Origin of the sequence: Pseudomonas sp. BT76 TE3572 (genome assembly GCF_050435365.1) — a bacterium.
In the GTDB taxonomy this organism is placed as follows: domain Bacteria; phylum Pseudomonadota; class Gammaproteobacteria; order Pseudomonadales; family Pseudomonadaceae; genus Aquipseudomonas; species Aquipseudomonas fluorescens_W.
Map to the genome: position 1 here is coordinate 420,257 of NZ_JBNDKE010000001.1, position 23,349 is coordinate 443,605.

The following is a 23,349-nucleotide window of genomic DNA, read 5'->3' on the forward strand; positions in this document are numbered from 1 at the left end:
CTACGCAGCGGTTTTTGGAGCAGACAGCAACAAATCAAAGAATGATTGGCAGTCATCACTACCGGGCAATGCTTCAACGCTGTTTTTTATGGCATTGCTGAGCGTGGCTCCCAAACTGTCATCAGCCAGTAAATGGTATTTAGCGGTGAGTTCGTCACTCGACATAGGGTTGCCGGGGTCGCCCTTGGCCGTCGCTGTCGGGCTTGTAAGACGCGTGCCGTCTTTCAGGGTAACGGTGACGCGGGACAGAATTTCCTCCGGGAACCTGGCGGACAGGTCAGGCGCCTCGTGAAGGGTAATTTTCTCGCTGATGCTCAAGATGTCTGGCGCATGAATGGCATCCCCGGTGACCTCTTTAGGGCCCAGCTTCCCGCGAACGATCAAGGCAGCCAGCGGGAACGCCAGCGCATACTGGGCCTCGTCCGCATTCTTCGGAAAATGCCCCTGCAAGCACACAGACTCGTGGAACGTTTCCACATCAATGGTCTCGATCAACTCAGCAGTGATGGCCGGATGTGCTCGCATCAAATCGGTCATGGCGGTGAGTGCCGGTTGCGCCCAGCGACATACCGGCCAAGGCTTGAAATATTGCTCGTCGATCTCCCAACGGGTTCCGATGTCCTGCCAGAAAGTGGAAATCTCCAAAGGTTCAACGGTGGCAGCTGGAGCGCCAGTGACACCGAGCTGTGCCATCAGTAGTGCGTTGAGTCCGGCATACGCCCCGGCGCCGTGGGCATCACGCAACATCGTCGGAAAGCTCACCAGGCGCATCATCGGGCACCTCGGGCCGAAGTATTCTGCGATACCCAGCGCATGACGGAATGTCGTTTCATCAAGCTTCAGCAGGCGGGCACCGGCGCAAACGACTCCGATCCCGGAAAAGGCACCTGAGGCATGATATTCAGGGGCGGTGGCCATCAATGCCTGTCCCGCCCGTAAGGCGGTCTCGTAACCGATGCACAGTGCGCTGAGGAACTCTTCGCCGCTGATGTCTTTACCCTGACTGCGATACGCGTCTACCAAAGCAACAATGGCCGGGACAACGGTTGCACCCGCATGCCCCTTGGAGGTGAAGTGACCTTCGTGTGCATCCAGGCTATCAACGCAGAAACCGCCTGCGTACGCGGCACCCAAAGGATGCACGGCCCTGCCATCGAACCAAAGGCGGCTGGACAGCTTGTTGGCAGAGTAGTGAGTGTCAGCGTAGGTTTTGAGCATCACGCTGGTTTGATTGTCGCGAGCACCGGCGGCCACACCAATGATGTCGAGCAGGCAGGTTTTAACCAACTCGCGTATATGCAGGGGCGCGTCCTGGTAACTGAAATTCTGGACGAATGAATACAACTGCATTTCATGATTCCTGAATGATGAACGCCGAAACGGATAAAAAGTTGCCCGGGGAAGGGCAACCTTTTATGCAGATTTAAATGAAGGGATTAATTTTTTGCGGTGGCGGTATTAGCGGCGGCTCGTGCGTCTACCAGCCAGCTGTCGTATTTCGCGTGATGGGCCGCGATCCATTCTTTGGCGTGACGAGTAATGTCAGCTGCACTTTTTTCACCATTGTGCATTTTGAGATTTTGCGCGCTTTCATCGTCAGTAGAGATCTGCATTTCAGACAGGAACTTCACGGCAGCCGGATTTTTCTCGGCGAATTCTTTGTTGATGACCGCTCTGACAGTGTCTACCGCGAAACCAAGGTTTTTGCCATTGAAGGTAGTGTTGACATCGTTCTTACCGCCTGGAAGATCCGTACGTGGCACGGTTAACCAAACAACATCTTTACCTTCGACCAGAACACCGGAGATCCACTGAGGTACCCAGGTGTAATAGAGAATTGGCTTGCCTTCTTTATAACGAGCAATGGTGTCGGCCATCAGGGCAAAATAGGAGCCCTGGTTATTTGTGACAGTCTTATCCAGGCCATAGGCTTTCATATGGTGGGCAATGATCAGCTCACAGCCCCAGCCGGGGTTGCAACCAGTCATGTCCGCTTTACCGTCGCCGTTACTATCGAACAGCTTGGCAATCTCTGGCTTTTTCAAATCATCGAGAGAGGTGATGTGATACTGGTCAGCGGTTTTCTTATCGATCATGTAGCCCTGCAGTACGCCCGGCATAATATTGCCGGTTTTCACCATCGCTTCATCACCGCCGGCCTTCGCGTAGAACGATTTGTGCAGTTCCTCCCACAGATGAACCGAGAAATCAGCGTCACCATTGGCAAGTGCAATCATCATGGTGGAGTACTCGGTTTCCTTAGGCGTCTGAACGTCGTAGCCCAATTCCTTGAGCCCCGCCATTGCGATCTCTCCGCGAAATCGCTCTTCGGCAATTGACGGGAAAATTGGGGTGATTGATACACCTTTTCCGGGCTCCTGCGCCGTGGCGGCTGATGCGAAAACAGGGGATACCGCTAGTACTAAAAGCGCCACAGAGTGAATGAATTTCTGTTTTATTCCGAAGGTTGTGAAGTTCATTATCGTTTGCCTTGGCTGGATTAAAGAAGTTGGCATTTCTTTTGGTTCACGACACGCCGCTTAGCGGAGTTAGCTTTCTTTAGGACTGACTTCTATTTTCATGACAGTGTTTTTTCTTTTCAGGCGATAAATGACGCCCGCCGGTCCTGTCTGGTACCAGTGTTCACCTTTGGTTGCCCTGTTACTGCGTTCGCCCATTGCCTGGGTCAGTCGGTCGAGGAAAATCGCCAGCAATACCAGACCCAGTCCACCGACGGTTGCCAAGCCCATATCGAGGCGGCCAATCCCTCGAAGTACCATCATCCCCAGTCCACCAACCGATATCATTGAAGCGATCACCACCATGGACAGTGACAACATCAATGACTGATTCAGACCCGCCATGATCGTCGGAGCAGCTAAAGGAAGTTGAACCCGCCTCAGCATCTGGCGTGGGGTGCATCCGAAAGCACGGGCCGCCTCAACCTTGTCTTCCGGTACCTGGCGAATCCCCAGGTTGGTGAGCCTGACCAGTGGTGCGACCGAAAAGATGATCGTGACCAGGACTCCCGGTACGTTACCGATGCCAAACAGCATCACCACGGGCACCAGATAAACAAATGCAGGCAGTGTTTGCATTGCATCGAGTACCGGGCGAAGAAGCATCTCCAGCCGGTCACTTCGGGCACACAGGACGCCCAGCGGAATGCCAATAACTGCACAGAAAAACAGTGAAGTGAGCACTAGGGCGAGGGTGATCATGGCGTCATTCCATACCCCGATCACTCCTAAGAGGGTGAGGGTGACGAAACAAAGTATGCCTATCTTTTTCCCTCCTATCTGCCAGCCGAAGAGCGTTGCAATAATAATGAATATTGACGGAGGAATAGCCAACAAGCCGAACTGAATACCATTAAGTACTTGGTCGATTGGCCATCTTATCGATCGGAAAACCTCGCGGAAATTATGAACCAGAAAGTTCAGGGCAACTTCTACCCATTGGCCCAAAGGGACGTTGATGGATTGAAATGGGTCTAGGAAATTGAATTCGTTCATGTAATCACCTGAATGTCCGAGCCTGGCAAGCCAGCAAATAAAGCCTGTTAGTGACGGCTCATTGTCTGAAGCAGTAGGCTCTTGGAGATCGTGCCTTTGAACACACCCTGGCGATCCAGCACGGCAACTGGATTAACGGCATCAGCAACGATGTGAAAGACGTCCTGTAGGAGTACATCGTCGCGCAGCGTAGGAGTGGATTGATCCATGGCGTACGGATGCTCTGCGCAAATTTTGGCGACATCACCCGCCTTGAGGATCTTCGAGGCATCAAAGCCTTTAAAGAAAGCTCTGACGTAATCATTCGCGGGGTTGCAAAGCAGCTCTTGCGGGGTCCCGATCTGTACTACCCGGCCACCCTCCATGATCGCGATGCGATGGCCGATGCGAATCGCCTCATCAATGTCATGGGAGATGAAGATGATGGTGCGATGCTGTTCTGCCTGCAGGCGGATCAGTTCGCCCTGCATTTCGTGGCGAATCAACGGGTCGAGTGCCGAGAATGCTTCGTCCATCAGCAGGATGGCGGGGTCGTTGGCCAGCGCTCGGGCCAGGCCTACCCGCTGTTGCATACCGCCGGACAGTTGGTGCGGATAGCTGTAGGCGTGGCCATCGAGCCCCACCTGTTTAAGTGCCTCAAGTGCACGTTTATGCCGTTCACTTTCCTCGACACCAGAGATTTCCAGGCCGAAAGCAACGTTGTCGATCACACTCATGTGGGGCATCAGAGCAAACGACTGAAACACCATGCTCATGTCTTTGCGACGAACGCTGAGGAGATCAGCATCCGACAGACCGGTGATTTCATTACCGTTGAGATGGATCGTTCCGGAAGTTGGCTCGATCAGTCGATTGAACAACCGCACCATCGTCGACTTCCCGGAACCGGAAAGTCCCATGATGACGAAAATCTCTCCACGTTTTACGGAGAAACTGGCATCAAAAACGCCAACGACTTGACCGGTTTTGCTGAAAATTTCACTTTTATCAGCACCGCGAGCCAGCATCTCCATCGCGAGCTTTGGCTGAGTACCAAAGACTTTGTAAATGTTTTTTACCGAGAGTATCTCGTCACCAAGACTCATAACCCCTCCTGCTGCAATTACGACGTAAGATCAAGAACTTATGTGTACGTATCTTGATCAGTTAAGACGGTGCTTGTGAGGGCAGTCAAACTGTGAGAAAGGTTGGGAATTAGTCATTGTGACCATCCTCTTTATTATGTGATGTTTATTATTTTTGTTTTATCGGCTCTGAATTAAGCAGTTCCTTGAGAACCAAGTTATTACCTAATAGAGTCAGCGTCTAACAACATTTATTCCAGCCAATCAATAACGTGATGTTATCAATCATTTAATTATGTCAGTTTGCGACTGCGGCGGTGCTAGTTGCGAACACGAATGCCGCTGGCACTGTCTTAGACCCTGTGTTTCAGCTACGCTCCAGCGTAGGCTCTGGGCGGAACCCTCTCGCCGATTTCGTCCCTAACGGCCCTCCAAAGGGCCCCGAACCGGATATTCAATACTCTAGGTTATGGTTAAGCACATCGATCCAGACATGACGCTGCTGAAAATGCCGTCTCTGAAAGCAGTGAAGTCATTCGTAGCCGCCGCCAAATATCAGAGCTTTACGCGTGCGGCTGAAGCGCTGTGCGTTACTCAAGCGGCAATCAGCCGTCAGATTCGGGAGCTTGAGGCGTACCTTGGGGTGGATCTTTTCAAGAGGGTGGGTCGAGCGGTCGAGTTGACGGAAGCCGGATCCATTTTTTTTGATGCTGCACAGTTATCTTTCGTTAACATTTCCCAAGCGGCGGAGCGCATTCGAACCAACAACGCTGGCAAGCGCACGTTGACGCTTTGCTGTTCTCCCGCGTTCTCAGCCCTTTGGCTCGCAGCGAAGCTGCCGGGTTTTTTTACCAAGAATGCAGACATCGACCTCAATCTGGTAACCACTCAAAACTTTTTGTCGATGGAACCCGGTGTCACTCCAGACATCTTCATCACCAAAATGGCCAGGATTCAGGATGGATATCGTAGCTATCCCTTGTTCCATGACGTCATCTACCCGGTGTGCACACCTCGTTACAAAGAGGAGCACCCTGAGCTGTCCAGCCTTGAAGGAATACGTGACGGAGTTTTGCTAAACCTCAGTCCCTATGGCAGATCCCAGGTAGCGGAGCATGTTGACTGGGGCGTTTGGCTGGCTTATCACGATGTTGATATCGAGAAACGCCCCCACGACAGCCCTCACGTTTTCAACGCAAATGACTACAACCTGGTAATCAGCATGGTGTTGACCCATCAGGGCGTAGCGCTGGGATGGAATCACCTGGTTGCAAACCTGATCGAAAACGGCACGCTGATTCGTCCAATCGAAGAAGAAGTGGTTCTCCACGAAAGTCAGCACTATCTGACATTCCGTGAAGACCGGATCAATGATGACGCGTGTTGTCGGCTACGCGACTGGATTCTGGCCCAGTTTTCCAGAGATGTTTAGAAGAGTATTGGCAGCACAATGACTCGGATTACGGGAAAGGGAGAGCGGGGGATGCCGGTGGTGATCATTCGTGGCTCTCACCACCGGCAGTGTTGCACTTAGCCGACAGATCTTAACGGGATCGTGTCATTGAGCTGTTCAAGCATCGTTTTGCAGTACCAATCATCAAACTGACATACACCAATTTCGCTGGCCACCGACAATGGGCCTGGCTCGTAAGCCGGAGAACTGACGCCGACCTGTGCCCCTTCAACCAAGGTGCGATCCTGGTCATTGGTTGCAAGCCAAACCTTGGTCAGGCGATCGATGTCGTAGTCGACACCTTCCTGCGCGTCCTTCTTGACGATCCATTTTGTAGTGACCAACGTCTCGCCAGGACCGATCGGCAGAACGCGGAAGCTCAGCGCGTGATCGCCCAGAAAGTGGTTCCAGGTTGATGGGTAATTGAAATAAAGCAGCGCACCGATGTTGGCTTCACCGGTTGTGTCCAACCGGCCGGCGACCGCAGGCTTGCCATCCATTGTGTAGCTGACTGCCCCGGAAAACAGGGGGATGCGCGTCATTCGGAAACGACCCTCCTCATCCATGACCAATCGACTAGGCAGACCTGCCGCCTCGCAGCGATCCCAGTGCTCTTTGAGTTCGAGATCTTCATCGCCGCCGGCGCCGCCCACTGATGGGTTGTCCACGAATGAGTGCATCAATTCCGGGTGAGTACAATCGCAGTGGTAGCACTCACGGTTGTTCTCGAAAACCAGTTTCCAGTTGCCTTTCTCGATGATGTTCGACTCAAACGCGACTTTGCAGTCGTCCAGGTTATGAGGCGCAACGAAAGGAGTGACGGATTTTCTGAACGACGAAAAGTCTGGGGCGACATCTGCAACGCACACATAGATGTACGTTTCGACCACCTCACAATGCACGGACTTCAACCCATGCTGAGACTTGTCGAAATCGTCCCCCATGTTCCCGGCGAACAGCAGTCTGCCGTCCAGCTCGAATGTCCATTTGTGGTAAGGGCACACCAGTTTGGCAACTTTGCCGCTTGCTTCCGGGCACACCTTGGAACCGCGATGGCGGCAGGCGTTGTGGAAGGCACGAATCTGCTTGTCTGCGCCGCGCACGATAGCGACAGGGTAATCGCCGATTTGCAGCGATAGATACTGCCCCGACTTCTCCAGCTCAAATGTGTGCCCTGCGAAGATCCAGCTTTTGTGCCAGATCTGTTCCAGATCCTGCCTGTAAACGTCTGGATCGCTATAGAGGGCACCTGGCAGCGCGTGGTCAGGCTTGCGCTGCGCGATAAGATTTGAAACTGCCGATTTAGTGCTCACGGTCAACACACTCCAAAATACCAAGGGGACGACACGTTCAGCCTGCTCAGCGAGGTGAGGCCAAACGGTCTTGAGTTCGCAGTACCGTCTGTGGATGCAAGCCCATCAAACCGTGCTGCTTCTATCCGCGAACCGGTACGTTTTGCGACGTCCAGAAAGCGCCTTACGAAAAATGTGCCTTCTTGGATGGGGGTGCCATCCGTGCACTCATTTCGTCCGAGTCCTTACTAATGCAGACATTCCTGTAATGCCGATGTTTGCATCAATAGCAATTTTCTACAGTTTCTATTCGAGCCCGGGCAAATAAATTCAAACTAATGAAACGAAGGTGCGAGGAATTCTATTATCCAATTCGTCGGTAGAATATCGCTGTTGTAAGGCTACGTCGGTAATCATGCACCAACAAGAAACTTTTACTCTTATCAATGCATAAACAAATGTTATCGATTGACGTCGCGGCCTTGGCAGGGAAATTTCAAGCCTTTGATAGTTAAGGTAATTTTATTTTTCATGACGAGCAAAGATACACCCTGGAAATGCATGCGCTGGAAATACACTCTATTGACCGTCTTCTTGGCCCATGCCAGTCTGGATTCAACGGTTAACCGTACTAGTCGTGTGTTAAGCATTGGGAACTGTCCCGTGAAACATGGAAATTTTATCGCGCCTCATGGCATCCAAACTGACGCGCTCGTTTATCTTCCACCTAATTCGTATTCGGAGCATTTATCTTGAAATTTGAAGGTATTTATACGCCAGCAGTAACTCCTTATAACTCGGACGGGGAGATTGACTGGAATGTGTACTCGCAAGTTTTGGAGTCGCTGATTGAGGCGAAGGTGCACGGCATTATTATCGGCGGGTCGACCGGCGAGTATTATGCGCAGACGAGCGAAGAACGCACCGAGTTGGCGGCCTACGCCAAAGATGTGATCGGCACTCGGGTGCAACTGATCGTCAGTACTGGGGCGATTCGTACCGAAGATGCGGTTCAGTACGCCAAGGATGCGAAATCGATCAAAGCGGACGCCATTCTTGTCACGTCCCCGCCTTACGCGTTGCCAACCTCACAGGAAAACGCGATTCACGCGCTCACTATCGATCGCGCAGCGGACTTGCCGATCATGCTTTATAACTATCCGGGGCGCATGTGCGTTTCGATGGATGAAGAGTATTTCACGCGTGTCAGCCAATCGAAAAACGTCGTTGCCATCAAGGAAAGTTCTGGCGACATGGGTCAGGTGCATATGCTGGCTCGGCAGTTCCCCAACATCGCCTTGTCCTGCGGATGGGACGACCAGGCCCTCGAGTTTTTTGCCTGGGGCGCTCGCAGTTGGGTGTGCGCAGGTTCCAACTTCCTGCCCAAGGAACACGTTGCGCTTTATGAAGCCTGCGTGATCGAAAAGAACTTCGACAAAGGCCGTCAAATCATGTCGGCGATGATGCCGCTGATGAATGCTTTGGACGGCGGCAAGTTCGTGCAGTCGATCAAGTACGGTTGCGAAGTTGCCGGATTGAAAGTCGGTAACGTGCGCCTGCCATTGCAGCCACTTGAAGCGGACGAAAAGCAGAGTTTCGCGTCGGTCATTACTGAACTCAAACGTAACGTAGCCAACATTTCTTCGGGAGCCAGCCATGGGTGATCTTCTGAGCAAGGCCGACTATGCCGCTCTGGCCAAAGACATTTCATTGCCATCCAAAGCGTTCATCAATGGCGCGTATACACCTGCGATCTCTGGCAAAACCTTCGCCACGAATAATCCGGCGACGGGGGAGTTTCTGACTGACGTCGCTGCCTGTTCGTCCGAAGATGTCGACTTTGCGGTGAGCAATGCCAAGGAAGCCTTTGAGGATGGACGCTGGAGATCTATTTCTCCTCGGGAGCGCAAAGCAGTTCTGTTGAAGTTTGCAAACCTGCTTGAAAGCCATCAATACGAACTGGCCGTCCTCGAAAGTCTCGATAGCGGCAAACCAGTCAGTGAATGTCAGTTGGTCGACATCCCGGACACCATCCACACGATCCGTTGGCACGCAGAACTGATTGACAAGATTTATGACAACACCGCTCCGGTGGGCAGTGACGCGCTGACCATGGTGGTCCGGGAGCCGATCGGCGTGGTGGGCTGCGTATTGCCGTGGAACTTCCCACTGCTGATGCTGGCCTGGAAAATCGGTCCTGCGCTCGCTGCGGGCTGCTCGGTCATCGTCAAACCTGCTGAACAAACCTCGCTGACCACGTTGCGTGTCGCTCAGCTGGCGTTTGAAGCCGGTATACCTGCTGGTGTCCTCAACATTGTAACCGGCACGGGCAAAGACGTCGGTGAGCCCATTGGTTTGCACAACGATGTCGACATGGTGAGCTTCACCGGGTCCACCGCGACCGGCCGCCGCTTCCTGCATTACGCCGCCGATTCGAACCTGAAGCGCATCGTCCTTGAATGCGGCGGAAAGAATCCGGCCGTGGTGATGGACGATGCCCAGGACCTGGATCTCGTCGCTCAGCATGTCGTCAATGGCGCGTTCTGGAACATGGGCGAAAACTGCTCCGCAACTTCTCGTCTGATCGTCCATGCGTCCGTTAAAGACGAGCTGCTGGAGCGCATGGGCGCCTACATCCGCGAATGGAAGATGGGTGATCCACTCGATCCTCAGAACCGCGTAGGGTCGTTGGTCAGCCCAGAGCATTTCGCAAAAGTGAAGTCGTACCTTGAGCACGCCGCTGCCGGAAAGCTTCAAGTTGTTTACGGTGGCGCGACCAAAGACGGGGCCTTTGTAGAGCCAACCGTAATTGACGGTGTTGGCCGAGACAACCGGTTGTTCCAGGAAGAGATCTTCGGCCCAATTCTGTCGGTCACTACCTTCAACACGATTTCCGAAGCCATTGCGCTGGCCAATGACACGGTCTACGGCCTGGCCGCCTCGGTTTATACCGGCAGCCTGCGCCGGGCGATCAAGTTGTCGCGGGAAATTCGTGCCGGCATCGTCACCGTCAACTGCTTTGGCGAGGGCGACGCATCGACGCCATTCGGCGGCTACAAAGAGTCGGGCTTCGGGGGGCGGGACAAATCGATTTTTGCTCATGACCAGTACACCGAAATCAAAACGATCTGGATCGATGTGTCTGATCGGTCGGATGAAGAGACCGGAAAATGAGCAGCCATACCATCAAGCGCCTGCCGGTAGACACCGGGGTTTCAGGTTGGGAGGCGATTTCCGCACGCACTGCGCCTGTCCGCATGCTTGATGGAAACGTGACGGCGGATTGGCTGATTATCGGTGCCGGTTTTGCCGGCTTGTCCGCCGCTCGCAGACTTTCACAGTTACACCCGGGTGACAGCATTGTTGTGGTCGATGCTCATGAAGTCGCCAAGGGGCCGGCGGGCAGAAACTCTGGTTTCATGATCGATGTGCCGCACAGTCTGTCGTCCGGGGAATACTCCGTGGCGAGTGAGTCTGCAACGGCGATGGAGATCACGCAAAATCGCTTTGCGATCGATTTCGCTGCGCAGGCGGCACGCGAGTACGGCATGTCTGCCGACACCTTCGACCCTTCAGGAAAGATCAACGCGGCCGCCACTGAGCGGGGATTGAAGCTGAACGTTAATTACGCCAAATCCCTTGAGCGCATTGGCGAGAAGTTCGAGATGTTTGATGCCGCGCAAATGCGCGAAATCACCGGGTCCACCTACTACCACGGTGGGATCTACACGCCCGGCGCAGTGATGATTCAACCCGCGCAATACATCAGAGACCTGGCAGCAGGGCTCGACGGGAAAATCACGCTGTTCGAACGCTCTCCGATTATTGAGTTGACCAAGCAGGGAAGCGGTTGGAGCGCTCGATCTCATAACGGTACGGTGCACGCACCCAAGGTCATCCTGGGGGTTAACGGGCACATTGAAGACTTTGGCCATTATCAAGGACGCCTGCTGCACGTCTTCACTTACGCTTCCATGACGGCGGCGTACAGTGATGATGAATTCAGGAAAGAGGTGCCGGGCAAAGCCAAGTGGGCGTTGCTGCCGGCGGATCCAATGGGAGCGACCGTTCGCAAGATCTCTTCAGACGGTCTCTCGCGAATTGTCATTCGGACAAAGTTCACCTATGACCCGAGTATCCAGGTCACTCCAGAGCGGGTAGCCGCGGTGGCTAAGGAGCAGCGACATTCCCTGGATGCGCGCTTTCCCGAGTTGAAATCCACGGCGTTGGAATTCAGTTGGGCCGGCCGCCTGTGCCTAAGTCGTAACAGCGCTGCAGCATTTGGCGAGATTGAAGAAAACCTGTACTCGGCTTGCTGCGAAAATGGACTGGGTACTGTGAAAAGCACCCTGGCAGGTGTGATGGTTGCGGAGTTGGCATCGGGTACGCGTTCGGAGTTTCTCGATAGCTTCAGTCACGCGCCAGGCCCCAGCAAGCTACCCCCCAAGATAATAACGAAACTGGGCGTCAGTTCGGTTATTCGCTGGCATGAGTTTTGGGCCGGGCGAGAAGGTTAACCAATTTTAGTTGTCGGCTTTTCCAATAAAGGCCGTTTAACAAGTCACTAATAAGAACGGAATAATCCATGAGAAATATCTGGAAGGCATCCTGCAAAGGGGAAGGGCATGACCGAAGTGCAATTGAAGAGCGACCGAACAAAAAATACTGCGCCCACTGTTGCCGCTAATCCTGGGGTCGCGAAGCCCCAACTCGGGATCTTTCTATGCTTGTTTTCAATGCTTATCTTTGCGAGCCAGGACGGAATAACCAAGGTGCTTGTCAAAGACTTCCCGGTTGCCCAACTGGTCATGATGCGCTATTGGGTGTTTGTCGTTTTTGCCCTCGGATATGCCGCCTGCCAAGGCAGGGCAAAAGCGTCGTTTCGCAGTAAGCACCCCTGGCTGCAAATCATTCGAGCGTTGCTGGCCGTGGGTGAAACCCTACTGTTTGCAGTGGGGTTACGATATTTGGGCCTGGCCGAAATGCATGCGCTCTATGCCGTATTTCCGCTGATGACACTGGCATTGGCGGGGTCGGTGCTTGGGGAGTTCATAGGTCTGCGGCGCTGGGTTGCTGCGGCGATAGGGTTCACCGGCACACTGATCATTCTCCGGCCAGGCGCGGGCGTCTTTGAACTCGCGGCGCTGATCCCCCTGCTGGCTGCTTTGGCGTTCGCGGTGTTCAACGTACTGACGCGCCGGATTAGCCAACACGACTCCTTTGCTACGAACATGCTCTACATGGCAAGTGTGGGTGCCCTGACGGTCACATTTGCGGGGCTGCCCGCATGGGTTACTCCGACTCCAGTCCAGGGCCTCTTGATGGGGATCCTGGCATTGACGGGAGTAGTCGCACAGATTCTCTTCATTCAAGCACTGAAATACGCGACCGCTTCTTCCCTGCAGCCGTTCAACTATGCGCTTCTGGTGTTCGCCACGTTGATTGGTGTGATCGTTTTTGCCGAGCGCCCGGACACCTGGGTGGTTGTCGGTGCAGCGCTGGTGATTATTGGGGGGCTGTATGCGATTAAGGCAAAGGCGTGAACGTACCTGAGTGTATGAAGTAATCAATGTGTGGTTGGTTTTCAGGGCGAGACACGACGATAAAAAAGGGCAGCTCAAAGCTGCCCTTTTCCCAACCTACTCCTTATGCCGCGCTAAATAGCTTGTGCGGATCCATGACGAATTTCTTCGGCACCCCGGCGTCGAACTCGTGGTAACCGCGCGGCGCGTCGTCCAGGCTGATCACCTGCACGCCGACGACCTCGGCAATGTTGATCCGGTCCCACATGATCGCCTGCATCAGCTGACGGTTGTACTTCATCGTCGGGGTCTGGCCTGTGTGGAAGCTGTGGGACTTGGCCCAGCCGAGGCCGAAACGGATGTTCAGGCTGCCATGCTTAGCGGCTTTGTTGACTGCGCCGGGGTCTTCGGTGACATACAGACCGGGGATACCGATATTGCCGGCGACCCGCACCACGCCCATCAGCGCGTTGAGCACATCGGCCGGGGCCTCGTGCTGCGCGCCGTCATGGCCGTGGCCTCGGGCTTCGAAGCCGACCGCATCGACCGCACAGTCGACTTCCGGCTCACCGAGCAGGTCGGCGATTTGCTCGTGCAGTGGAGTGTCCTTGGTCAGGTCGGCGATCTCGAAGCCCTGGGCCTTGGCATGCGCCAGACGCAGCGGATTGACGTCGCCGACGATCACTACCGCCGCACCAAGCAGACGGGCGGAGGCGGCGGCAGCCAGTCCGACCGGGCCGGCGCCGGCGATATACACGGTGCTGCCAGGGCCGACACCGGCGGTCACCGCGCCGTGGTAGCCGGTTGGCAGGATATCGGAGAGGCAGGTCAGGTCGCGGATTTTCTCCATCGCCTTGTCGCGGTCGGGCAGCTTCAGCAGGTTGAAGTCGGCATACGGCACCAACACGTATTCGGCCTGGCCGCCAACCCAGTCGCCCATGTCCACATAGCCATAGGCACCGCCGGGGCGCGCCGGGTTGACCGTCAGGCAGACGCCGGTGTGCTGCTCCTTGCAACTGCGACAACGGCCGCAGGCGACGTTGAACGGCACCGAGACCAGGTCACCGATCTGCACGTTCTCCACGTCACGACCCTTCTCGATCACCTCGCCGGTGATCTCATGGCCAAGCACCAGCCCGACCTGGGCCGTGGTCCGGCCACGCACCATATGCTGGTCGGAGCCGCAGATATTGGTCGAGACCACGCGCAGAATCACGCCATGGTCAATGCGCTTGCCGCGCGGGTCTTGCATTTTCGGATAGGGGATGGTCTGCACCTCGACCTTGCCTGCGCCGAGATACACGACACCACGATTACCAGACATGATTGCACCTCGCTTTTGTTGTTGTGAGAACACGGCCCTTGTACTGCGAAGGGTCGCGTGGCCTTACAGTGCGGCGGTATATGTCTTGCGTTTGCGCGTGAATGCAGATGGGTTGGAAGTCACCTTCCAACGACGCGTGATTAGCCGTCATCGTATCGATCCTACGCCTGGTATCAGCACCCGGCGAGAGCATTTAGCACCCAATCACCACCAGTTTCAGGACTCTCAACTGTGCATACGCGAACTCTCGCGGCATCGTCAGTTCCGACCGAGCTGGGCGAATTCGATCAAAACGGCAGTGGCAGTTTCGCCGTGCGCCCCCCATCCACCACAAGCACTTGCCCGGTGATAAAGGCCGATGATTCGGAGGCCAGGAAAACGACTGTCCCGCCAACATCCGCCGGCAATCCGGTACGCCCGACCGGGTGAAGGCGCAGGAGTGCCTGGCGCGCGGCACGCGGATCAGCTTGAGCGGCGAGGTACGCATCACTCAACTCGGAATTGATCCACCCTGGAGCAATGGCATTGCAGCGGATCCCGTCCCGGCCGAGATCGATTGCCAAGGCTCGGGTCAGCCCATGGATGCCCGCCTTGGAGGCACAGTACGCGGCATGTTCAGGGTTGGCGCCTAGCCCTTCGATCGACCCGATATTGATAATGCTGCCACCGCCTCGCAGACGCATCTGTGGCACCAACGCCTTGCACAAGAACGCTGGCGCCCGCAGATTGACTGCCAACATGCGATCCCAGTCCTGCTCGGTCATATCATCAATGGATTTCTCGAACATGAACCCGGCGTTGTTAACCAAGACATCGATTCCGCCAAGCTGCTCCTGGGCGAACTGAGCAATCAAATTGGGTGACTCCATCGAGGCGAGATCAGCCTCGACGAAATAGACTTGAGGGTGATTTTGCAAGTCGGCGTCCAGAGCCTGACGCTGAGCGATCAACACAGAAGCTCCCGCCTCAAGCAATTGTTCGGTGATGCCTCGGCCAATCCCTCGGCCGCCCCCGGTCACCACTACATTTTTACCATTGAGCATCGCTACCTCTCCTTAGCCGGATACCGGCTTGGCGCCTGTGACTTCTACCGTTTCACCGGCGATGTACCTGGCCTCGTCGGACGCCAGAAATGCGATGACATCCGCAATGTCTTCAGGCTCGGCGATACGGCCTAATGGCACGCTCTTGTTCAGTTCTTGCACGGCTTTGTCTGGATCCAGGCCGCGACGCTCAAAGCCGCTGCGTATCATCGGGGTATTGATTTCGTGCGGGCACACGGCGTTGACGCGGATACCCAAAGGGGCACAATCGCGGCCCAGATTTTTGGTTAACGCCGCGACAGCCCCTTTGCTTGTGCAATACGCCACATGAGCGGGGCCTGGATAAATGCCCCAGACAGATGATGTGTTGACGATTGCGGCACCCGGGCGATTTTTCATGTGCGGTATCGCGGCACGGCAGATGAAGAACACCGCATTCAGGTTTACGCCCATGGCGTCGAACCACATATCGTCAGTGGTTTCCTCAATCGTGCCGCGGGGAATGATGCCCGCATTGTTCAATACGATGTCGATCCCCGAAAAAATATCGACGGCCGTTTGGACAATCGCTTCGCAATATTCTTTTCGGCGTAAATCGCCTGCCACGTAGTGCACTTCGGCGCCCAGGTCACGGACTTTGGCGGAAATTGATTTGCAACCGGCTTCATCAAGATCAGACAAGACAAGCTTTGCGCCTTCTCGGGCGAACAATAGTGCTAACGCCTGTCCGACACCGCCGGCAGCGCCGGTAATGACCACCACTTTATTATTGAATTTCATAGGGCAACCTACCTGAAGTTTTTGGCGCAGCCATTATTTGGTTTCAATGGATCGCAGCGTCCAACAACTTTTTTACTGGGCCAAAGATGACGTGGCGTTATCCAAAAAATCGCGCGCGCAACAAACATGCTCTTGGTATAGCGAACATATGTCTAAAAAATGTACGCCCATGTACATGCCGTGTACGCCACAGATCCTGCGGTGTACAGTGACGAGGAATTTTCAAAGAAAGGTCAACCCGAATGTCACAGACAGGAAGGGCGAAAACCAAAGCGCAGGACGCAGGCTGGCGAGGCTCCGTCGATGGTTGGCTGGATGCCGCCTACGACGCTCTTAAAGAGTCGGGTGTGGATGCTGTGCGGGTGATGCCGCTGGCCAAGCGCCTGAATTTGTCTCGTACCAGCTTCTACTGGTTCTATGAAGATCGGGAGCAGCTGTTAGCAGCGCTCCTCGCTCGATGGCGGGACAAGAACACCGGCGGTATGGTCAGCCAATGTGAGAGTTATGCAGAAAGTATTTCTGAAGCGATTCTCAACGTCTTCGAGTGCTGGCTGAACCCTGAGCTGTTTGACTCGCAGTTCGAATTTGCCGTGCGCAGTTGGGCGCTGCAATCGGACGAAGTCAAAGCTGAAATCGCTTTAGCCGATGAAGCGCGGATGAATGCCCTGGCCGCGATGTTCCGACGGTTTGGTTACGACGTCGAGGGGGCTGACGTTCGGGCCAGGACGATCTACCTCACACAGATCGGCTACATCTCGATGAAAACCGATGAAGATATTGTCGTGCGATTTCGACGGATTCCTCAGTACGTGAGCGTGTTTACCGGCAAAGTACCGAAGAGGCGCGAGCTGGACCGCTTTTATGGAAAGTTCGGCTACGCAGAAAAAGAGCCGGGCGTTTTCGTCCCCTTGGTAGAAACATTCGAGGAGTCTCCTGCCGATGGAGAATAGAACCCTGGGCATCATTGGGGGCACCGGCTGGCTCGGGCGCGCAATTGCCGAGGCGCTCCTTGAAAGCGGCTTCATCAAGCCTGACCATTTGTTGATCTCGAACCGCTCAGGCGTCAGTAACTTCGAGCCAGGCGTGAAGCTGCTGGCCGACAACCAGCAGTTGGTGGACCTCAGCGATATTGTCGTGCTGTCCATCCGGCCGGAGCAGTTTCGCGAACTGCTGATCAATGCCCGCGGCAAGCTAGTGATTTCTCTGATGGCCGGAGTTCCGGCGGCAGCCATCAGCGCCGCAACCGGTGCGGATGTAATAGTGCGGGCCATGCCGAATGCGGCCGTGGAAATCAGGCAGTCGTTCACGCCTTGGTACTGTGCCGGAAACCTTGTTGAACGCGACCGCCAGTGGGTGCAGCGACTCTTCGAGTGCGTAGGTTCGGCGGACGAAGTGCCTGATGAAGACTGTATTGATTACCTCAGCGCGTTGTCCGGGACTGGGCCGGCCTTCCCGGCGATGTTGCAAATGGCACTGACTAATCAGGCGGTGGCTGCGGGAATTCCCCTTGCCATCGCGCAGCGCGCTGCACAAGGCGTAGTGGTGGGGGGCGGCCAGATGCTTGCCAGCCGCGATCCGCGGCAAATGATTGAGTCGTTGATGGCTTACCGTGGCGTGACGGCGGCAGCGCTGCAGTCGATGGCCGATCAGAACATCGAGTCCATTGTGGGGCAGGCAGTAAAGGCAGGCGCTGAGGTTGCGCGGCGGGGAATGTAGCCAGGGCAGGGGATATACAGTGAAGGCCCGCTAAAGGGCCTTCACCGTAAAAGGCGTCATCGGTTGCGATTATTCGGCCTTGAAGCAGTAGACAGCCAGTTTGTTGCCATCAAGGTCCCGAGCGTAAGCGGCATAGGCATTTTCAGCCCAGCTACGCGAACCCGGTTGGCCTTCACAGATCCCACCGGCCGCGAGTGCGGTTTCGTGGAATGCATGTACCGCAGCGCGATTTGGCGCTTCGAAGCTCACAGTCACGCCATTGCCAACGTTGGCAGGATTGCCGTTGGCGGGTTTGAGCACGAAGAACGACGGTTTATCCACGCCCCAGATGGAGCCGGATTCATCAAGGTCGGCAACACGGTTGAGGCCAATTTCTTTGAGAACGCCATCATAGAAGGTCCGTGCTTTGGCAAGGTCATTGGTACCGACAGTGACATGGGTAAAAACAGACATTTTGATTTCCTTTGGGTTGTGATGCGGGTGTGAGCGCTGGCCGATATCACGGCAGTGCCTTGGTCAGAAATGAATGACGGTGCGAATGCTTTGCCCGGCATGCATCAATTCGAAAGCCTTGTTGATGTCCGAAAGGCCAAGGTTATGGGTGATGAAGGTTTCCAGCGGAATTTCGCCGATGCTCGCTTTCTCGACGTAGCTGGGAAGCTCCGTGCGGCCCTTGACTCCACCAAACGCGCTGCCCCGCCAGACGCGCCCGGTTACCAGTTGGAAAGGGCGGGTACTGATTTCCTGGCCCGCACCGGCGACACCGATGATGATCGATTCACCCCAGCCCTTGTGGCAGCACTCCAGAGCAGCTCGCATCAATTTGACGTTGCCGACACATTCAAACGAATAGTCCACGCCACCGTCGGTGAGCTCGACAATCACGTCCTGGATGGGCTTGTCATAATCCATGGGATTTATGAAGTCGGTCGCGCCGAGCGATAGGGCGACGTCCCGCTTGGCCGGGTTGATATCAATGGCGATGACTCGCCCGGCGTTGGCCATTTTCGCGCCGATGATGGCCGCCAGCCCGATTCCGCCGAGCCCGAATATCGCAACGCTTGCCCCAGCCTCGACCTTGGCAGTATTGAGTACGGCACCAATGCCTGTGGTCACGCCACAGCCCAGCAGGCAAACCTGCTCTAGAGGCGCATCCTTGGGGATTTTGGCCAGGGAGATCTCCGGCAATACCGTGTACTCGGAGAAGGTCGAGCAGCCCATGTAATGGAACACCGGCTGGCCCTGAAAGGAGAAGCGCGATGTTCCGTCAGGCATCAGGCCCTTGCCCTGTGTCGCTCTGACTGCCTGGCACAGGTTGGTCTTGCCCGATAGACAGAATTTGCATTGCCGGCACTCGGCCGTGTACAGCGGAATCACATGGTCGCCGACCGACAATGACGTCACGCCTTCGCCGATCGACTCGACGATCCCTCCGCCCTCATGACCCAGCACGGCAGGAAAGATCCCCTCGGGATCGTCGCCCGACAGGGTAAAAGCATCCGTGTGGCAGACACCGGTTGCCACGATTCGTACCCGTACTTCGCCAGCCTTGGGCGGTGCGACATCGATGTCCACCAGCTGTAACGGCTGTCCTGGGCCGAAAGCGACTGCCGCCTTCGATTTGATGGTCACTGCTGACATGGTTTCCCTCTTGTTCATGGCGAGCCTCCGTTCCAACCGGAATGGAGGTTCGGATTCAGATTTCTTTCACCAGGCGCAAAGCGTCGTAGATGGCCGCGTGGGTGTTGCGAGCAGACACGGCGTCGCCGATCCGGAACAGCTGGAAGCGTCCTTCGGGATTGGTGACGATGTTCTGTGCCGTGCCGGCGATCAGGTCATGCTGCTCTACCGCGCCGCCATTGGTGGAGAGAGGACGCAGGTCGAAGTACAAGTCATCCAGGGGAAGGGTGCCGTGGTTGACGACCACCTGATCGACCACGCGCTGTTTGTGGACCTGCCCGTAATCGCTGCCGAAGGTTGCAACGAGCCCGTCATCACTTTTTTCCACTGTATCGACCCGATAGGTGACGGTGAAGGTGACGTCCAGGTCCTGCAGGCTGCGCATGTAGGGCACCAGGTTCATGGCCATGACTTCAGGTGCAAACGAGCGGTCAGGGGTCACGATTTCTACTTTCGCGCCGCTATTGGCGATGACTTCGGCTGCCTGTAGAGCAGCATGATCCCCCGCATCGTCAAAGATCAGCACGTTGCGACCGGGCTTGATGTCGCCCGAGATGATGTCCCAGGTTGAAACCACTAATTCGTTGCCCTTGCTGAGCACCTCGGTATCCGGCAGGCCGCCGGTCGCAACGATGACCACGTCAGGCTCGAAGGCTTGCACGGTGTCGGCTTCGGCCCAGGTGTTGAAGTGAAACTTCACCCCCAGCCGTTCACATTGCGCCATGCGCCAATCAATGATGCTGATCATCTCGCGACGACGCTCGCTCAACGCAGTCAGACGAATCTGCCCGCCAGGTTGGTCAGCCGCCTCAAGCACCGTGACATCATGGCCGCGCTCACCGGCGACCCGCGCCGCTTCCAGCCCCGCAGGGCCGGTGCCGACCACCAGCACCTTGCGCTTGACGGCGGCTTTGGGAATGTCATGAGGCATGGTGGTTTCCCGCCCCGTCGCTGCGTTGTGGATGCAGTAGGCCGCGCCACCCTGGTAGATGCGATCCAGACAATAGTTGGCGCCCACGCACGGGCGAATGTCTTCTTCGCGCTTCTCGATGATTTTGCGCACGATGTGCGGATCGGTCATGTGCGCGCGGGTCATGCCCACCATGTCCACTTTGCCCGAGGCGATCGCGTAGCGCGCCGTGGCCACGTCGGGAATCTTCGCCGCGTGGAAGGTCGGGAAGCCTGTTGCCGAACGGATCTCGCCAGCGAAGTCGAGGTGGGGTGAATTGCGCATACCCTGAATCGGGATGACATCGGTCAGGCCGGCGTCCGTATCGATGTGGCCGCGTACCACGTTCAGGAAATCGACCAGTCCGCTGTCCTTGAGCATGTGGGATATCTGCATACCCTCACTGGCATTGAAGCCACCGGGCAGTTCTTCATCACCGGTGTAGCGAACCCCGAGCAGAAAATCTTCGCCGACCCGTTGGCGGATGCCACGCAGGATGTCGAAGGTAAAGCGCATGCGGTTTTCCAGCGAGCCGCCGTAAGGGCCGTCGAGGTCATTGGTCAACGGCGACCAGAACTGGTCCATCAAATGCCCATAAGCCTGAAGCTCCAGACCATCGAGACCTGCCGCCTTCATGCGTTCCGCAGCGTCTACATAGTCCTTGATGATCCGCTCAATGTCCCATTCCTCCATTTTCTTCGGGAAGGAGCGGTGTGAAGCCTCGCGACGGTGTGACGGCGACACCACCGGCAACCAGTCGGCCTTGTCCCAGCGGGTGCGACGGCCCAGGTGAGTCAACTGGATCATCACTGCCGCGCCATGTTCGTGGCATTCATCGGTCAGGTCCTTCAACCATCCGACCACTTCATCCTTGTAGGCGAGCACATTGTTGAACACCGGCGGGCTGTCTCGGGAGACGGCAGCGGAACCGGCGGTCATGGTCAGGGCGACACCGGCCTTTGCGCGCTCCACGTGGTAGGCGCGGTAGAGATCCTTGGGCATGCCGTCCACAGGGTAGGCCGGTTCATGGGAGGTGGTCATGATCCGGTTTCTGAGAGTCAGATTCTTGATTTTATAGGGTTGCAGCAAGGGATCGCTGGACATCGTGGTGCGCTCCAAAGTGGGCTTCATCAGGCTTGGTGACTTGAAATTAGGATAAATGTACACCTGTGTCAATGGTTGGTGACACAGGTGTACATTTTGCTTGCGCAACAAAAAATCCAGGATTAACATCCGTCAAAACAAGGACTGAACCGGCTCATCCACGCCTGTCATCCATTGCATCGATTGATGAGTGCCCGAGGAAATTATGAAAGTGCTCGTAGCGGTAAAACGCGCCATCGACCCGAACGTGAAAGCTCGTGTTAAAGGTGATGGTTCAGGCGTCGACCTGAATGGCGTTCGCTTTGTAAGCGAACAGCTGACGGTGAGCGAAAGGCCTGACCTGTCGAGCGCTCGTGTCGTCGTTTCCGGTGGCCGCGGGATGCAGAGCAAAGCGAATTTTGCATTGATCGAACGTGTGGCAGACAAACTCGGTGGCGCCGTAGGCGCATCACGCGCTGCAGTGGACGCAGGTTTTGCCCCAACTACTTGCAAGTCGGGCAGACGGGGAAAATAGTGGCACGGGATCTCTACATCGCCGCAGGTATCAGTGGCGCCATTCAACACCTGGCGGGTATGAGTGGATCAAAGGTAATCGTCGCGATCAACCAGGACGCTGAGGCGCCGATTGCTAATTGAAAGTTTAATATGAGTTTCGCCAAAGGGCGGAGGAGGGCCGAACGACAGAAATAATGATAAATGATGTCGCATAACTATAATTTATCCAGACATATTAAATTTCCTTGTGAATACGATGGTGTTTCACTTTTATGAGGAAGGTTCATGCTTCTGCTGTCCTGCCAATAACTATTAATACAGTACGCGGAGATGCACATGATTACATTGTTCAGTAAAAGGTGTACCGGCTGGCTTGCAGGTTTGGTTATGGCCTCCAGCAGCCTGATTGCTCAAGCCGAGGAGCCCGCGCCTATCCGTATTGGTTGGGTGAATTGGTCGGATACGGAGATTGCTGTAAAGCTGGCAGACACGGCGCTGCGAGATCACCTGAAGCAACCGGTTAAATTGGTTCTGGCCGATATTGGTATTCAGTTCCAGGCGCTGGCTAACGGTAATATCGACCTGATTCCTATGGTGTGGCTGCCAAGCACTCACAAGTCCTTTTATGACAAATACCGCGACAAGCTTGAAGACTTAGGGGTGCTTTATGAGGGGCGGATTGGCATGGCGGTGCCTACTTCTATTCCTGTCAGTGAAATCGCCAGTGTCGAAGACCTCAACAAGCCAGAGGTAAGGGAAAAACTCGGTGGCAAGATTTTGACTTCCGAAGTAGGTAATGGTCAGTACAAACTTACGGAAAAGGCCATTAAAGAATATCGTCTTGATGGTTATAAGATGGTCGCTTCGTCAGAATCTGGAATGTTGAGCGAGTTGGATCGTAATCTGAAACGTGACAAGTGGTCTTTGATTAACGCATGGAGCCCGCACTGGATGTTCTCCAAGTGGTCACTGCGATATTTGGATGATCCGAAGCAGATTTTCGGAGGCTCTGAGCAAATCCACGCGGTTGCCCGCAAAGGTTTTAGTGCAGAACATCCCGATGTTGCTCGATTCTTTGCCAATTTCAAAATTCCTAAAGCTGACCTTGAGAAAATGATGGCTACTGCGCGTGATAGCTCGGCAGATAAGGTAGTTGCAGAATACTACGCAGCCAACAAGCCTCTCTTCGCCGCAATGTTTGACGGCACGACTGCTGCAACAACAGCGGGCCAGTGACGACTGCCACTGTCTTGTCACTATTTTGCAGTTCGATGCCCTTTGCAGTGAGTGAAGGGTATTGAGTGTTCATCTTGGGATCGGGTTTTTATAGGCGCCGGACACAGCCCATTGTATTGCCTTGTGGCGTTTTATGATGAGTGGTTCTTGAACTTTAGATCGAAAGAAATAAACGA

19 protein-coding genes and 1 pseudogene are annotated in these 23,349 nt (G+C 55.2%); 9 read left to right on the forward strand and 11 right to left on the reverse strand.

The window, feature by feature from the left end; genetic code table 11:
- The 4 genes from ABH912_RS01925 to ABH912_RS01940 all read right to left on the reverse strand — a co-directional run bounded on the left by ABH912_RS01925 (position 1) and on the right by ABH912_RS01940 (position 4,600).
- Positions 1-1,350: an MmgE/PrpD family protein gene (locus ABH912_RS01925; RefSeq protein ID WP_429509416.1), complete on the reverse strand. Its 1,350-nt coding sequence runs from the start codon at positions 1,348-1,350 to the stop codon at positions 1-3.
- Positions 1,351-1,436: 86 nt separating this feature from the next.
- A complete protein-coding gene (gene proX, locus ABH912_RS01930; RefSeq protein WP_197281791.1) occupies positions 1,437-2,480 on the reverse strand; it encodes a glycine betaine/L-proline ABC transporter substrate-binding protein ProX in 1,044 nt (347 codons plus the stop codon).
- A gap of 69 nt (positions 2,481-2,549) precedes the next feature.
- On the reverse strand, positions 2,550-3,554 hold the full coding sequence (proW, locus tag ABH912_RS01935; RefSeq protein WP_429512999.1) for a glycine betaine/L-proline ABC transporter permease ProW: 1,005 nt from the start codon (positions 3,552-3,554) through the stop codon (positions 2,550-2,552).
- 8 nt (positions 3,555-3,562) lie between these two features.
- Positions 3,563-4,600: a quaternary amine ABC transporter ATP-binding protein gene (locus ABH912_RS01940; protein ID WP_429509417.1), complete on the reverse strand. Its 1,038-nt coding sequence runs from the start codon at positions 4,598-4,600 to the stop codon at positions 3,563-3,565.
- 448 nt (positions 4,601-5,048) lie between these two features.
- On the opposite strand from ABH912_RS01940, the gene ABH912_RS01945 reads away from it, so the two are divergent.
- Positions 5,049-6,011 (forward strand): LysR family transcriptional regulator, encoded by a 963-nt coding sequence (locus ABH912_RS01945; protein ID WP_429509418.1) that lies wholly within the window; start codon positions 5,049-5,051, stop codon positions 6,009-6,011.
- 98 nt (positions 6,012-6,109) lie between these two features.
- On the opposite strand, the gene ABH912_RS01950 is transcribed toward ABH912_RS01945, so the two are convergent.
- Positions 6,110-7,345 carry an aromatic ring-hydroxylating oxygenase subunit alpha gene (locus ABH912_RS01950; RefSeq protein ID WP_033061690.1) on the reverse strand — a complete coding sequence of 412 codons (1,236 nt, stop codon included), beginning with the start codon at positions 7,343-7,345 and terminating at the stop codon, positions 6,110-6,112.
- Positions 7,346-8,076: 731 nt separating this feature from the next.
- On the opposite strand from ABH912_RS01950, the gene ABH912_RS01955 reads away from it, so the two are divergent.
- The 4 genes from ABH912_RS01955 (at position 8,077) to ABH912_RS01970 (ending at position 12,867) form a co-directional block, all read left to right on the forward strand.
- The gene (locus ABH912_RS01955; protein WP_183679607.1) at positions 8,077-8,988 is read left to right on the forward strand and encodes a dihydrodipicolinate synthase family protein; all 912 of its coding nucleotides are present in this window, start codon (positions 8,077-8,079) and stop codon (positions 8,986-8,988) included.
- Positions 8,981-10,498, forward strand: a complete 1,518-nt coding sequence (locus ABH912_RS01960) for an aldehyde dehydrogenase (protein WP_429509419.1) — start codon at positions 8,981-8,983, stop codon at positions 10,496-10,498. The genes ABH912_RS01955 and ABH912_RS01960 overlap by 8 nt, the downstream gene beginning before the upstream one ends.
- Positions 10,495-11,841, forward strand: a complete 1,347-nt coding sequence (locus ABH912_RS01965) for an NAD(P)/FAD-dependent oxidoreductase (RefSeq protein ID WP_429509420.1) — start codon at positions 10,495-10,497, stop codon at positions 11,839-11,841. The genes ABH912_RS01960 and ABH912_RS01965 overlap by 4 nt, the downstream gene beginning before the upstream one ends.
- 108 nt (positions 11,842-11,949) lie before the next feature.
- Positions 11,950-12,867, forward strand: a complete 918-nt coding sequence (locus ABH912_RS01970; RefSeq protein WP_429509421.1) for a DMT family transporter — start codon at positions 11,950-11,952, stop codon at positions 12,865-12,867.
- A gap of 103 nt (positions 12,868-12,970) precedes the next feature.
- Here the strand turns inward: ABH912_RS01970 and fdhA are convergent, their stop codons facing one another.
- The 3 genes from fdhA to ABH912_RS01985 form a co-directional block, all read right to left on the reverse strand.
- Entirely contained in the window at positions 12,971-14,170 is a 1,200-nt protein-coding gene (fdhA, locus tag ABH912_RS01975) for a formaldehyde dehydrogenase, glutathione-independent (protein ID WP_033061695.1), read from the reverse strand.
- 287 nt (positions 14,171-14,457) lie between these two features.
- Positions 14,458-15,213, reverse strand: coding sequence for an SDR family NAD(P)-dependent oxidoreductase (locus ABH912_RS01980; RefSeq protein WP_429509422.1), 756 nt, complete (start codon positions 15,211-15,213; stop codon positions 14,458-14,460).
- A gap of 12 nt (positions 15,214-15,225) precedes the next feature.
- Positions 15,226-15,993, reverse strand: a complete 768-nt coding sequence (locus tag ABH912_RS01985; protein WP_019690394.1) for an SDR family NAD(P)-dependent oxidoreductase — start codon at positions 15,991-15,993, stop codon at positions 15,226-15,228.
- 242 nt (positions 15,994-16,235) lie between these two features.
- On the opposite strand from ABH912_RS01985, the gene ABH912_RS01990 reads away from it, so the two are divergent.
- Positions 16,236-16,943 carry a TetR/AcrR family transcriptional regulator gene (locus ABH912_RS01990; protein WP_429509423.1) on the forward strand — a complete coding sequence of 236 codons (708 nt, stop codon included), beginning with the start codon at positions 16,236-16,238 and terminating at the stop codon, positions 16,941-16,943.
- Positions 16,933-17,709, forward strand: coding sequence for a pyrroline-5-carboxylate reductase family protein (locus tag ABH912_RS01995; RefSeq protein ID WP_429509424.1), 777 nt, complete (start codon positions 16,933-16,935; stop codon positions 17,707-17,709). The genes ABH912_RS01990 and ABH912_RS01995 overlap by 11 nt, the downstream gene beginning before the upstream one ends.
- A gap of 69 nt (positions 17,710-17,778) precedes the next feature.
- Here ABH912_RS01995 and ABH912_RS02000 read toward each other — a convergent pair whose 3' ends face one another.
- The 3 genes from ABH912_RS02000 to ABH912_RS02010 all read right to left on the reverse strand — a co-directional run bounded on the left by ABH912_RS02000 (position 17,779) and on the right by ABH912_RS02010 (position 21,442).
- Entirely contained in the window at positions 17,779-18,162 is a 384-nt protein-coding gene (locus ABH912_RS02000; RefSeq protein WP_033061700.1) for a VOC family protein, read from the reverse strand.
- A 63-nt stretch (positions 18,163-18,225) separates the two neighbouring features.
- A complete protein-coding gene (locus ABH912_RS02005; protein ID WP_429513001.1) occupies positions 18,226-19,350 on the reverse strand; it encodes an S-(hydroxymethyl)glutathione dehydrogenase/class III alcohol dehydrogenase in 1,125 nt (374 codons plus the stop codon).
- A 55-nt stretch (positions 19,351-19,405) separates the two neighbouring features.
- Positions 19,406-21,442, reverse strand: a complete 2,037-nt coding sequence (locus ABH912_RS02010) for an FAD-dependent oxidoreductase (protein WP_429509425.1) — start codon at positions 21,440-21,442, stop codon at positions 19,406-19,408.
- Between the two features lie 301 nt (positions 21,443-21,743).
- Between ABH912_RS02010 and ABH912_RS02015 the strand changes: the two are divergent.
- Positions 21,744-22,069 (forward strand): annotated as a pseudogene (locus ABH912_RS02015) (electron transfer flavoprotein subunit alpha/FixB family protein); the annotation flags it as partial.
- A 204-nt stretch (positions 22,070-22,273) separates the two neighbouring features.
- Positions 22,274-23,173, forward strand: a complete 900-nt coding sequence (locus ABH912_RS02020; protein ID WP_429509426.1) for a glycine betaine ABC transporter substrate-binding protein — start codon at positions 22,274-22,276, stop codon at positions 23,171-23,173.
- Positions 23,174-23,349 lie beyond the last annotated feature (176 nt).